This is a genomic window from Mycobacterium shunyiense (assembly GCF_058270035.1).
This window is the reverse complement of record NZ_JBZDPT010000034.1, coordinates 34,388-47,123: the sequence shown is the minus strand read 5'-3', so window position 1 is coordinate 47,123 and position 12,736 is coordinate 34,388. Positions and strand designations below refer to the sequence as shown.

Sequence of the window (12,736 nt, the reverse complement as noted above, 5' to 3'; positions counted from 1 at the left end):
CGATGCCGCCCCGCAAGAAACAAGAGCCGCAGGCACCTTCGACGATGAAGGAACTGAAGGACACACTGTGGAAGGCCGCCGACAAACTGCGTGGCTCGCTGTCGGCCAGCCAGTACAAGGACGTGATCCTGGGGCTGGTGTTCCTCAAGTACGTCTCGGATGCGTTCGACGAACGGCGTGAGGCGATCCGCGCCGAGCTGGCCGCTGACGGGATGGACGAGTCGCAGATCGAGGATCTGATCGATGACCCTGAGGAATACCACGGCTACAACGTGTTCGTGGTCCCGCCGAACGCGCGGTGGAACTTCCTGGCGGAGAACGCCAAGGGCAAACCCGCCGCCGGGGGCGAGGTGGCCAAGAACATCGGCCAGCTCATCGACGAGGCGATGGATGCGGTGATGAAGGCCAATCCCACCCTCGTCGGCACCCTGCCGCGGCTCTACAACCGCGACAACATAGACCAGCGCCGGCTCGGAGAACTCATCGACCTGTTCAACAGTGCCCGGTTCAGCCGTCAAGGTGAGCACCGGGCGCGTGACCTGATGGGGGAGGTCTACGAGTACTTCCTGGGGAATTTCGCTCGGGCGGAAGGGAAGCGCGGCGGCGAGTTCTTCACCCCACCCAGTGTGGTGAAGGTAATCGTGGAAGTGCTGGAACCGACGAAGGGTCGGGTGTACGACCCGTGTTGTGGGTCGGGCGGCATGTTCGTACAGACCGAGAAGTTCATTGCCGAACATGACGGTGATCCCAAAGACATTGCGATCTACGGCCAGGAGAGCATCGAGGAGACCTGGCGGATGGCGAAGATGAACCTCGCCATCCACGGCATCGACAATAAGGGCCTGGGTGCTCGCTGGGGTGACACGTTCGCCCGGGATCAGCATGCCGACGTCCAGATGGATTACGTGATGGCCAATCCGCCCTTCAACATCAAGGATTGGACCCGCAACGAGGAAGACCCGCGCTGGCGCTTCGGGGTGCCGCCGGCCAACAACGCCAACTATGCCTGGATTCAACACATCCTCTCGAAGTTGGCACCGGGCGGGAAGGCCGGCGTGGTGATGGCCAACGGGTCGATGTCCTCGAACTCCAACGGTGAAGGCGATATTCGTGCCCAGATCGTCGAAGCTGATCTGGTGTCGTGCATGATCGCGCTGCCGACTCAGTTGTTCCGCAGCACCGGGATCCCGGTGTGCCTGTGGTTCTTCGCCAAGGACAAGACCGTCGGCAAGCAGGGATCTGAGGATCGGTCCGGACAGGTGTTGTTCATCGATGCGCGGGAACTGGGTTACATGGTGGATCGGGCCGAGCGTGCGTTGTCGAACGAAGAGATCGTCCGGATCGGGGATACCTACCATGCCTGGCGCGGGTCGACTTCAGCCAAGGCGAAAAAGATTACCTACGAGGATGTTCCGGGCTTTTGTAAGTCAGCCACGCTCGCAAAGATCAAGGCAGCCGACTACGCGCTAACACCGGGACGGTATGTCGGGGCCGCCAAGGTCGAGGATGACGGTGAGCCGATCGACGAGAAGATCGCGCGGCTGACAAAGGAGCTGCTGGAGGCATTTGACGAGTCGGCGCGGCTGGAAGTTGTTGTGCGGAAGCAGTTGGAGCATCTCGATGGGTGATCGTGTGGTTGCATTCTCAGACCTGGTGAGAGCTAATCTGCTCGAGGTTGGCGCGGGAAGGCCACGCTCCGCCGGATTGGATCGATTCCCGCTCTCCATCCTGAGGGTCGCAGATATCGCGGAAGGCAGAGTACGTCCGTCGTCATTTCCGATCAACACGCCGGACACCGAGTTGCCGGCGCTGGGTCCAAAGACCTCCAAGCCTGGTGACGTTGTCCTTACGACCAAGGGAACGGTTGGGCGTGTGGCCATCATGCCTTCCAGCGGTCCGGCCTTTGCCTACAGTCCCCAGTTATGCTATTTCCGGCCAGTTGCCAACGGGCCGTTGAGAGCTCGTTACCTCTACTACTGGTTCAAGAGCGAAGAGTTCTGGAACCAGGCCGATGCCCTCAAAGGGCAGACTGATATGGCTGATTTCATCAGCCTGTCCGACATCTATTCGATCAGCATGAGGCTCCCATCCGTTGACGAGCAGCTGGTGGCAATCGGTATTCTGGGCGCGATCGACGACAAGATTGCGGCTAATGAACGTACGACATCTGCGATCGCTGAACTTCTATCGGCACGCTTTCGGCGAGCAGTTTCCACCGCGGAAGCTGCGACCGTACGGTTCTTCGATGCTTTTGAAGTCGACTTCGGCGAGGCGTACAAAAGCCGATCGTTTTCGGCGGTGGGTGTCGGGCGACCTTTGATCCGCATCCGTGACCTCCAGTCGAACGCCCCTCAGGTGTGGACGACTGAGACACGACCGGGTGAGGTCATTGTCGAGCCCGGAGATGTGCTCGTCGGAATGGACGGAGAGTTCCGAGCCAAGTGCTGGATCGGCCAGCCGGGGTTGTTGAATCAGCGAGTATGCAGGATCCGGGCCAAGGAGGCAGGCTCGGCCTTTGTTTTAGAGGCAATCCGTCCGGTCCTCTCCGCGCTGGAGCGAGAGAAGTCTGCAACAACGGTGATACACCTCAATAAGGCGGACCTGGCGCGTTCGCAGCTTCGCGTTCCACATGGGAGAGCGCTAGCGGCTCTGGAAGCGGTTGCGGAACCGTTGGTCAGTTCGTATGTGGCTGTGCAGGCGGAGTCGCGTCAGCTGGCTCGCACCCGCGACGAACTCCTCCCACTCCTGATGTCCGGCAAGATCCGGGTCGAGGACTCAGAGGCTGCTGCTGCGGAGGTGCTGTAATGCCCTACGAGCTGGCGGACCGCTTGGTCGTCGGAGTCGCGTCAAGCGCTCTCTTCGATTTGTCAAAGTCTGATGCCTACTTCCGCAAACACGGCGAGGCAAAATACCGTATGTACCAAGATAATCGGCTCGATAAGACACTTAAGCCAGGCGTCGCATTCCCGTTTATCGAGCGATTATTGGCACTCAATGATCTTCGGCCTGGTGATCCTCTGGTCGAGGTCATCATCCTGTCGCGCAACGACCCGATGACTGGGCTGAGGGTGATGAGGTCAGTTGATGCGCATGGGCTGAAGATGACCCGTGCGGTCTTTACCCAAGGCCAGTCTCCATACGCATACATCAAGGCATTCAGCATGTCGTTGTTCCTCTCGGGGAACCGAAGGGACGTGGACGACGCCATCGCGTTGGGATTGCCTGCAGGTCATGTGCTTCCGTCATCGGCAAAATACGATGCCAACGACGCATCGTTGCGGGTCGCGTTCGACTTTGACAGTGTCCTTGCCAGCGATGAGTCTGAGCGGGTTTACAGGACTTCTGGCGGTCTTGAGGACTACCTCGAACATGAGTCCACAAAACGGGATGTTCCACTTGCGCCTGGTCTTCTGAAGCCACTTCTGGAAGATCTCAACAGGATTCAGACGATTGAAGCGGAACGTATGTCCGCAGATGCATCGTACGAACCCAGGCTGCGGGTTTCGTTGGTCACCGCACGGAACGCACCTGCTCACGAGCGGGCGGTCAACTCGCTTCGCGCCTGGGGTGTCAACGTGAACGACGCGTTCTTCCTTGGCGGGATCGAGAAGTCGACGGTGCTTCAGGTGCTCCGCCCGCATATTTTCTTCGAAGACCAACAGGGACACCTCGATACGGCCGTCGAACACATCGCTGGCGTGCACATTCCCTATGGGGTCGCAAACGAGGCGCATGCTCGCGACGGAAGCGGCGTCGATGTGGGCTTTCCTCCTAATAGCGAGGAGCAAGCGGCGCTAATGGCCGTTGGTGCGCTAGAGGGGGTGACGGATGAACCGGCAAGGCAGCAGATCGCCTAACGTCTGTGGTGAGGAGTTCAGGCGCCTGGCAACAGACTCAGTTCTCTTGCACTCTTGCGGTCGCACCCTTGCGCTCTTGCGGCAGCGCAAGGGACAACCCGGCGATGGACGGCGCAGGTTCCGTACTCGCCGCGAGTTTTGTCGGTCCTGACGCGGAGAGTTGGGGCTATGACAAAACAGGAGAAGCCCGGCGCGGCAGGTGCACGATTTCCCATGACAACCACCACTGCCGCTGTGCCGGCGTGGTATCCCGAGTTGCTTGATGCGGTCGCCGACCATGTCCAGACCGGCCGTCAGCGGGCGGTCCGAGCGGCCAACCAGGAGTTGGTTGCCACGTATTGGCAGGTTGGCAGAGAAATCGTGGCCCGCATGGAGTTCGAAGGCTGGGGCGCTCGGGTCGTTGACCGCCTGGCGGCGGACCTGCGCGAGCGCTTCCCCCATGCCAAAGGGTTTTCGCCTCGGAACCTCCGATATATGCGAACATTCGCCGAGGCATGGCCGGACTGGGCAATGTTGCAACGCAGCGTTGCAACATTGCCGTGGCGCCATCAGATCGCATTGTTGGAGAAGCTCGATGCTCTCGACCTTCGGCTTTGGTATGCGGAAGCCGCGATTGAGCAGGGTTGGAGCCGAGATGTACTGGTGCACCAGATCGACACCCAGCTTCACGAGCGCTCCGGACAGGCGGTCACCAACTTCGCTCGCACCTTGCCTCCGGCTGATTCGGACCTGGCCCAGCAAGCGACCCGTGACCCCTACCTGTTCGATTTCGTGGGTATCGCCGATGTCCGGCGCGAGTATGACTTGGAAACGGCGCTGACCAACCACGTCGAGAAGTTCCTTCTCGAACTCGGGCAGGGCTTCGCGTTCGTCGGCCGTCAGGTGCACCTCGAGCTCGGTGATGCCGACTTCTACGCCGACCTGCTGTTCTATCACTTGAGGCTGCGATGCTTCGTGGTGGTCGAGCTCAAAGCGGGAGACTTTGATCCCAGTTACTTGGGGCAGCTCGGCATGTATATGGCGGCTGTCGACGACCTACTGCGCCATGCTGACGACAAGCCGACCATTGGTCTGATGTTGTGCAAGAGCAAGAACAATGTCGTGGCTGAGTATGCGTTGCGTGGCTACGCAGCGCCGATCGGTGTCGCGGAGTGGAAGACCGCGATCATCGCCAGCCTGCCGGAAGAACTACAGGCCGGCCTGCCCACAGTCGAAGAACTCGAAGCCGAACTAGAAGGCGACATGACCGAAGGAGATTCGCCGTGACCGGATTCAGTGAAGCCGATTGGGAACTGGTGGCGCTCGACACCCTCGGCGAGCATGAATGGGAGACGGCTACCGGCAACCAGATCGCCCCAGGCGCCGACGACGGCCGGGAATCGTGGGACGACATCGTGCTGCCCGGGCGCATGCTCGCCAAGATGCGTGACCTGAATCCCGACGTCCCTGTCGACTACCTTGACCAGGCCCGCGCCGCGATCATCCAGCCCCAGTCCCAGGACGCGCTCGCCGAAAACTACCGACTGCACCAGTATCTCGTCCACGGCTACCGCGGCATCAGCTACATCGACGCGGACGGCATCGAGCAGAACCCGACGATCCGGTTAGTCAGCCACAAGCCCGACGAGAACGAATTCCTTGCCGTGCAGCAGGTTACGGTCCGCACCCAGGAAAAACACCGGCGCTTCGACATCGTCCTCTACCTCAACGGCATGCCGGTCGGGATCATTGAACTCAAACAGGCCGGCGCCAAACACGCCGACATCGCCGGCGCGCACGCCCAGCTGCAGACGTACCTGCGCGAATTTCCCATGGCGTTCCGGTTCGCGGTGCTCACCGTGATCAGTGACGGCATCAACGCCCGCTACGGCACCCCGTTCACGCCATTCGAGCATTTCGCACCGTGGAACGTCGACGACGACGGCAAGCTCGTTACCTTCGGCGACCTGGCCGTCGACGAAGATGTCCCGATCGAGCTGGAAACGCTCATCGACGGATTGTTCAACACCGAACGCTTTCTCCAACTGTTGCGCAACTTCACCGCCTTCGACGAAGACGGCGACGGGCTGACCAAACGAATCGCCAAGCCACACCAGTACTTCGCCGTCACCAAGGCAGTCGGCTCCACAGTGCAGGCCGCCGAAACCAACGGCAAGGCCGGCGTCGTCTGGCACACCCAGGGCTCAGGCAAGTCGATGGAGATGGAGCTCTACGCCCACCTGGTCGCCCAACAGGCCAAACTCAAGAACCCAACCATCGTCGTCGTCACCGACCGTAAAGAGCTCGACTCCCAGCTGTACGAAACTTTCAACCGGTCCCGCCTGCTTGCGGAATCGCCGGTCAAGGTATCCAAGCGCTCGGAGCTGCGCGACGAACTGTCCAACCGCACCACCGGTGGCATCTACTTCACCACGCTGCAGAAGTTCGACCTGACCAAGCAGGAACGCGAGTCCGGGTCGGACCACCCGTTGCTCAGTGATCGTCGCAACGTCATCGTGATCGTCGACGAAGCCCACCGCAGCCACTACGACCAACTCGACGGATATGCCCGCCACATTCGTGACGCACTGCCCAACGCTGTGTTCATCGCCTTCACCGGGACACCGATCTCGGGGATCGATCGCGATACCCGCGAGGTGTTCGGTCCCGACATCGACGTCTATGACCTGACCCGTGCGGTCAAAGACAAGGCCACGGTGCCGGTCTATTTCGAGCCGCGGCTGGCCAAGGTCGGCTGGTCGAAAGACTTCAGCGAAGACGACCTCGACCACGCTGTGGACGAAGCAACCCTCGGCCTCGACGATGTGGAACGCGCCCAGATCGAGAAGTCCGTCGCCGTCATCAACGCGATTTACGGCGCTCCGGAGCGGTTGGCCAAGCTTGCTCAGGACATCGTTACGCATTGGGATGCCCGCTCAGAAGCCATGCGGCCGTTCATCGAATCACCGGGCAAGGCCTTCATCGTCGGCGCGACCCGCGAGATCTGCGCGCGCCTCTACGAGGAGATCGTCACCCTCCGCCCTGAGTGGCATGACAATTCCATCGACAAGGGCGTCATCAAGGTGGTCTATTCGGGCTCCGCGCAGGACCAGGGACTGATCGCCAAACATGTTCGCCGCGAAGGCCAGAACAAGACCATTCAAAAGCGCCTGCGCGACGCCGACGACGAACTGCAGATTGTCATCGTCAAAGACATGATGCTCACCGGGTTCGACGCGCCACCGTTGCACACGCTGTATCTGGATCGCCCTCTCAAGGGGGCGTTGTTGATGCAGACGCTGGCGCGTGTCAACCGCACCTTCCGGGGCAAGCCCTCAGGCCTGCTGGTCGCTTACGCACCATTGATTGACAACCTGGCCGAGGCGCTCGCCGAATACACCGAAACCGACCGCAAGGAACAGCCGCTCGGCAAGGACGTCGACGAGGCGGTCGCACTGACGACCGCGCTGGTCGGTCAACTCGACGAGTTGTGTGCCGTGTATGACTGGCGGTCGAAAATCACGGCCCAGCACGGCAGTTGGCTGAAGACTGCCGTCAATCTCGCTGGGCGCCTGCGGGACCCCGGTACGCCGGGAAACCAGGCCGAGCCAAGCCTGGGGGACAGGTTCCGGACGCTGTCCGCGCAGTTGGCGCGGGCCTGGTCATTGTGTGCGGGTAACCAAACCCTGGACGCGCTGCGCCAGACGGTCAAGTTCTACGAGCAGGTTCGCGTGGTGATGGGCAAGCTCGACGCGCAGCAGCGTCAGGCCGAGGGCAAACCGATCCCTGAGGACATCAAACGGCTGCTGTCGGTGCTCGTCGACGAGTCGACCACAGCCGGCGGCATCGTCGACATCTACGAGGCGGCTGGACTGTCCAAGCCGTCACTGTCGGAACTGACCCCCGAATTCGAAGCCAAAACCAAGCGTTCCGACAACCCTCACCTGGCGATCGAGGCGCTGCGGGCGCTGATCACCGAGGAAATGGGAGTGGCCACCCGTAACAACCTCGTGCGGCAACGCTCATTCTCCGACCGTGTCGGCGAGCTGATGCGCAAGTACACCAATCAGCAGATCACCTCTGCCGAGGTGATCGCTGAGCTCATCGCGATGGCCAAAGAAGTTGCCGCCGAAGGTGACCGCGGCAAGCGATTCTCGCCGCCGCTGTCACACGACGAGTTGGCCTTCTATGACGCGGTCGCCGACAACGAATCAGCACTCGAATTCCAGGGGGAGGACATCCTCGCGCAGATCGCGCGGGAGCTGGTCACCGTAATGCAACGGGACACCAAGACGGACTGGACCGTCCGTGATGATGTGCGGGCCAAACTGCGGTCGTCGATCAAACGGCTCCTGGTCAAATACAAATACCCGCCCGACAAACAAGCATCTGCCATCAAGCTGGTGATTGACCAGATGGAGGCGTTGGCGCCGCGATATGCCGAAGCTGTGCGGCTGAAAACAACAGGGGGAGAAGATGGTTGATCGATTGGCTCGGGTGTTCGATGCGGTGCAGGACGGGTTCCTGCATGACCCGCGTTTCACGGACCCAGCTGCGCGGAAACGACACGTGGATTTGCTGCGCACGCAGCAAGAGGCATTTGCACGGGAGCTGGTAGAGGAGGGTGCCGTCGACCACGCGTGGGAGGCTGCGGAAGATCTGGTGATCGAGCGCGACATCATCGCGGTGCTGCCGCCGCGAGTGGTACACGAGAACCGCCACCGCTGGGCGTATTTGGAAGCCGAAGTGACCGATCCCGTGGACCCGGCGACGGTGCGTCATGACGAGCTCAGCACTCTGCATTGGTACGACCGTGCCGCGGCGGCGACCGTGGATTCGCCGGAGCCAGTGGGTGATCCGGCCGAGTACCGGGGGACCAGCCCAATCGAGGACGTCGCACTGGCTCCGGAGATGACGTGGACCGATGCCGACAAGAAGGCAGCGCTTGAGGAAGCGATCCGCATCTACGGGATCGAACCGGGGCAATGGTTCGACCTGGACTGGCCGCCCGTCGCGCATCTCTACGACCCCGGCCACGTGCACCAGACCGACTTCGTGTCCTGTGATGCCCACGTCAATGACGACGGCGACGACGATTGTCAGGACTGCCTTGATTCGGTACGTGATGTTGTCGAGAACATGGCGGAGTGGAAGTGGACAACTGCGTTGCGCATTAACGAGATTGGGTTTGATCGTGATGGCGAGGAATTTTCCACGGAATGCTACTCCGAACAAGCCTTTGAGGTCCTGACGACACGTCAGGATCCGCGGGAGGTCCTCATCGGCCCGCCGGGGCAGGGCCGCCATTGGTGAGCTCGGAAGCCTCAGCAGTTCGGATTTACCGGAATTTTGCGAGTACCCCGAAAGGGCTCCGGGCACCATGAGGTAACTTCCTTCAGCAGTTAGCTAGCTCCGGGGGGTGCAGTGGCGAGTGGTTTGGAAGTCAATACGGACGGATTGCGAACGGCGTCGGGTGCCAGCGATATTGTCGCGTCCGCACTTAAAGTGGGAACTGCGGTCGGTGCGTCCGGTAGCCACGCGAGCCACGCCGGAGTCGGCGCGTTCGACGCGGCGATCGGCGCATTGCGGGATCGCCAATCCATCCGAATCTCGGACCAGGCTGATGACCTGTCGGTAAGCAGCGCCCGCTATGAACATGTGGATGGTGACGCGGCGGACGACATCACGGGGACGGTATGAGCGCCGCGCCCGTTCGTACTGGTGGATTGACGACGCGGTCGGAGATCGAGGACTGGCCGACCACCCACCTGGACGACGCCGCTAATCGCTGGCGAGAACGCGCAACGGAGTCCGAGACGGCGTTCGACCAGCATCGGCTGAACATCGCCGCACCTGCTGGAACCGAATGGTCGGGGGATGCCAAGGACGCCGCCTTGTATCGGGTGACGGCTGACTGTTCGGCGGTCCGTAGGCAGGGTGATGTGCAGCGTGAAGCCGCGAGCACGGCCGAGAACGGAAGCGCTGACATCAAGGCTGCCCAGCGCAATGCATTGAACGCGATTGCTGAGGCAGAGGCGGACGGCTTCACCGTGAATGAGGATTTGTCGTTGACCGACACCCGTTATGCGTCGTCACTGCTCAGAGCGCCTGCTAACCGCGCGCAAACCGCTGTGGAACACGCCGAGTACATTCGATGGAACGCTGAGCAACTGGTCAAGACTGACAGCCTTGTAGGTGAACGGCTCACAGCTAAAGCCGCTGAGTTGCAGGGAATCCGCTTCGATGGCGAACGTGATGACGGCCATGACTTGACTCAGCTAGTGAGCAACGAAATCAAGGAGACTCCCTTTGACGCTCCATTTCCGCTGGATCCAGCACCTGCCGGTGGAAGTATCGAGGTGGACGACAGCGCTATCGACCGTGAGGCACCAATATTTCCGCCGAACCTCATGCCGCGGGACAAAGAATTTGCTGCCTCGGACAAGAATGGGTTAGAGCGGACTCTGCTGGGCAATAAGGCGCGTGCCAAGGGCGAGTTAGCGATCGCCTACATGCGAGCACACGGCTGGGACTTGACCGGTGATGTCATGGACCACTACATGGCGAATGAATCCGGCGGACGTGATCCATCCATGGCCAAGCCGTTCCGGTTGAGTACCGCGCAGACCGATGCTCTGGCTAACGACACCACGAGTGGATATCAAGGAAACCAGGCCTTGCCAGGAGTCCTGGAGAACGCACGGCAGACGGCGATTGCAAATGCGGCGAATTCGGGTCAGTCTGTCTACACCGAAGTGTATGGGGCTGATCCGAACACTGCGGCGATGGGAAAGGGCTGGAATCCGGTCGGCACCAGCAACCCAGACAACGTATATGCGCTGGGTCGCTATTCAGTACAAGTAGTGACTCAAGTGGAAATCGGTTCTGACCACGAACCGATTGTGCGGCAACGTTACTTCGTCTACGACTACACGGACTACGCGCACCCCAACGGGGTTGGCGGCGGACCGATGGAGAATATGAAGCGGGCCGCAATCGATGATTTGGCTACTCTGCGGGACATCGGCTGGGCCCGCGGCTTTGACACTACCGGCACAAGCAGCATCCGAACCCTAGCCCAGTGACAAGTGAGGTACAGGCAACGATGGCACGGTACTTTCTCGGGACCATATTGCTGGCTCTGGTGGGTTTAGCTGGCTGTTCTGGTGAGGTGACCTTCGAGAAGAATGCGCTCGACGAGGCCGAGTCGCAGCACGAACTGAACGGCCTCGGCATTACCGTCCCTGACGGCTACTCGTTTCGTTCGATGATCAAAATGCCACCGCCAGGTTCCGGCGGTGCCAGCTACGACGGGGTGTTCGAATCGTCACCTCCCCCCGAGCCAGTAGAAGTCGACTCCGCACCGGTTCCAATGACGCCAACGACATGCCAGGAACTGAGGAAGTCTGAACTTCCCGATGGTCTGGCTTGTTCGCTCCTGTCTGACTTGCGGCATGGCGCAGTGCTTCTCACTGACAGCGCGAACAATCTCAGCGTGATTTCGGGGCAACTGCCGTCCGGTAAGTCACGCATCTACGTATCCGTGTCGGGTCATTGAGGCCCAGTTCGTGGCAATTGACATGGTCTACATGCGGACTCTGGGTGAGCGAGGATGGTCTGCATCAGTTCCCTGCGAATCAGACGGAGTTCACTCCATGCGGAGACGGTCCGAAGAGGGGCGACGAGTTGTCGAAGACATGGCTGTTGAAGTGGCGACTTCCTAGCAAGATCTGCCGGGCTCGAGGTGAGAACTCCGGCGCTAGATGACTTCGAGGAATTCCTCGGGCACGGTGACGAGGGCTTCGGTATTGCCCTGCGAATCCATGAACTCCACCTCATAGGCGGGTGGGAGATTGGATTGCCCGAAATCGGTGTAGTCCATCACGACGGTCCCGACCGCCCCAGCGGGCAGGTTGTGCTCCGGCATCGGTTGTCTCAGTCGGACGCGACCGCGCTCTTCCGGTCGTGCCGGCCCGGGTTGCGGGGTACTCTGCGCCCGCTCGTACTCGGCGGCGCTGGATACGGCGAGTGCGACGGCGCCGCCGACGGCCGCGATGAACGCGATGACCACGAGAGCGCCGTAGCCCGGTCGCGAAACATCACCCAGCAGAACCACCCCGACGATTCCGGGCACCACGGTTTCGCCGACCACCAATGCCGCAGCCACCCCGTTCACGGATCCGACCTGCAGAGCGACGGTGAACAGATAGAAGCCACCGAGACCGGCGAGCACCACGGCCCACGACGCCGGGTCGGCGATCAGCACACGGAGGTTCAGGGGATCGAGACCGTCCACGAGCCGAATTGCCACCGCCATCGACCCGTAGAGCACGCCGGCGATCAGGCCCGCGGGCACCGCGGCGTTGCGCCCGAGCAGCCGGGCCAGCGCGGCACCGAGACCGAGGATGATCGCCGACACGACCAGGACACCCAAATGCATGACCGCCCCGGGGTTCCGGTCACCCAGCGGCCCGGCGGTGGCTCCCAGGATGCACAGCGCCACAAGAACTATCGCGATCGCGGTCCAGTCGCGCCGGTGGAGTCGGACGCCGAGCACAAAGATGCTCAGCACGGCGGTGACCACGAGGTTGGCGCTGATGATCGTCTGCGACAGGAACAGTGGAATCAAACGGGCCGAGACCAGGCTGCCCACAAAGCCGAGAAGGTCCAGCGCCATGCCCGCGATGAAGATCGGGGCGAGCATCGCGCCGATCGTCGAACGCAGGGTGGGGCCGCGCTCTGCGGTCTCGGTCGCGTCGACGGAATGCCCTGCGGCATACGACTGCAGTACCGAGGCTGTCCCGTAGCCGACGCACGCCAGTAGTGCGGCGGCTACGCCGATCAGCACTGCGAACCCTCGTGGTGTGCGATCGAGACGACGCGGAACATCAGCCGAGTCT

Annotated in this window: 10 protein-coding genes and 1 pseudogene; 9 read left to right on the top strand and 2 right to left on the bottom strand. The window is 61.3% G+C overall.

The genetic code is table 11. The features are described 5' to 3' along the window. Nucleotides 1–2: 2 nt before the first annotated feature. The 9 genes from AC4ELS_RS20265 to AC4ELS_RS20225 all read left to right on the top strand — a co-directional run bounded on the left by AC4ELS_RS20265 (nt 3) and on the right by AC4ELS_RS20225 (nt 11,394). On the top strand, nt 3–1,628 hold the full coding sequence (locus AC4ELS_RS20265) for a class I SAM-dependent DNA methyltransferase (RefSeq protein ID WP_499048950.1): 1,626 nt from the start codon (nt 3–5) through the stop codon (nt 1,626–1,628). Then, on the top strand, nt 1,621–2,805 hold the full coding sequence (locus tag AC4ELS_RS20260) for a restriction endonuclease subunit S domain-containing protein (protein ID WP_499048948.1): 1,185 nt from the start codon (nt 1,621–1,623) through the stop codon (nt 2,803–2,805). The genes AC4ELS_RS20265 and AC4ELS_RS20260 overlap by 8 nt, the downstream gene beginning before the upstream one ends. After that, a complete protein-coding gene (locus AC4ELS_RS20255) occupies nt 2,805–3,857 on the top strand; it encodes a 5'-nucleotidase (RefSeq protein ID WP_499048946.1) in 1,053 nt (350 codons plus the stop codon). The genes AC4ELS_RS20260 and AC4ELS_RS20255 overlap by 1 nt, the downstream gene beginning before the upstream one ends. A gap of 168 nt (nt 3,858–4,025) precedes the next feature. Further along, nucleotides 4,026–5,123 carry a PDDEXK nuclease domain-containing protein gene (locus tag AC4ELS_RS20250; protein WP_499048943.1) on the top strand — a complete coding sequence of 366 codons (1,098 nt, stop codon included), beginning with the start codon at nt 4,026–4,028 and terminating at the stop codon, nt 5,121–5,123. Beyond that, on the top strand, nt 5,120–8,320 hold the full coding sequence (locus AC4ELS_RS20245; protein WP_499048941.1) for a type I restriction endonuclease subunit R: 3,201 nt from the start codon (nt 5,120–5,122) through the stop codon (nt 8,318–8,320). The genes AC4ELS_RS20250 and AC4ELS_RS20245 overlap by 4 nt, the downstream gene beginning before the upstream one ends. After that, a complete protein-coding gene (locus AC4ELS_RS20240) occupies nt 8,313–9,149 on the top strand; it encodes a hypothetical protein (RefSeq protein ID WP_499048938.1) in 837 nt (278 codons plus the stop codon). The genes AC4ELS_RS20245 and AC4ELS_RS20240 overlap by 8 nt, the downstream gene beginning before the upstream one ends. Nucleotides 9,150–9,272: 123 nt before the next feature. After that, entirely contained in the window at nt 9,273–9,536 is a 264-nt protein-coding gene (locus AC4ELS_RS20235) for a hypothetical protein (RefSeq protein WP_499048935.1), read from the top strand. After that, entirely contained in the window at nt 9,533–10,921 is a 1,389-nt protein-coding gene (locus AC4ELS_RS20230) for a hypothetical protein (protein WP_499048932.1), read from the top strand. Before AC4ELS_RS20235 ends, AC4ELS_RS20230 begins: the two co-directional genes overlap by 4 nt. An 86-nt stretch (nt 10,922–11,007) precedes the next feature. Beyond that, nucleotides 11,008–11,394: a hypothetical protein gene (locus AC4ELS_RS20225; RefSeq protein ID WP_499048929.1), complete on the top strand. Its 387-nt coding sequence runs from the start codon at nt 11,008–11,010 to the stop codon at nt 11,392–11,394. Nucleotides 11,395–11,595: 201 nt separating this feature from the next. On the opposite strand, the gene AC4ELS_RS20220 is transcribed toward AC4ELS_RS20225, so the two are convergent. After that, on the bottom strand, nt 11,596–11,775 hold the full coding sequence (locus AC4ELS_RS20220) for a DUF4926 domain-containing protein (protein ID WP_499049149.1): 180 nt from the start codon (nt 11,773–11,775) through the stop codon (nt 11,596–11,598). Nucleotides 11,776–11,808: 33 nt separating this feature from the next. Further along, nucleotides 11,809–12,684, bottom strand: a pseudogene (locus tag AC4ELS_RS20215) (hypothetical protein); the annotation flags it as partial. Nucleotides 12,685–12,736: the final 52 nt, after the last annotated feature.

Coding starts and splice junctions, on each gene's coding strand:
- AC4ELS_RS20240 (WP_499048938.1), top strand. CDS start 8,313: ATGGTTGATCGATTGGCTCGGGTGTTCGATGCGGTGCAGGACGGGTTC.
- AC4ELS_RS20265 (WP_499048950.1), top strand. CDS start 3: ATGCCGCCCCGCAAGAAACAAGAGCCGCAGGCACCTTCGACGATGAAG.
- AC4ELS_RS20260 (WP_499048948.1), top strand. CDS start 1,621: ATGGGTGATCGTGTGGTTGCATTCTCAGACCTGGTGAGAGCTAATCTG.
- AC4ELS_RS20230 (WP_499048932.1), top strand. CDS start 9,533: ATGAGCGCCGCGCCCGTTCGTACTGGTGGATTGACGACGCGGTCGGAG.
- AC4ELS_RS20250 (WP_499048943.1), top strand. CDS start 4,026: ATGACAAAACAGGAGAAGCCCGGCGCGGCAGGTGCACGATTTCCCATG.
- AC4ELS_RS20255 (WP_499048946.1), top strand. CDS start 2,805: ATGCCCTACGAGCTGGCGGACCGCTTGGTCGTCGGAGTCGCGTCAAGC.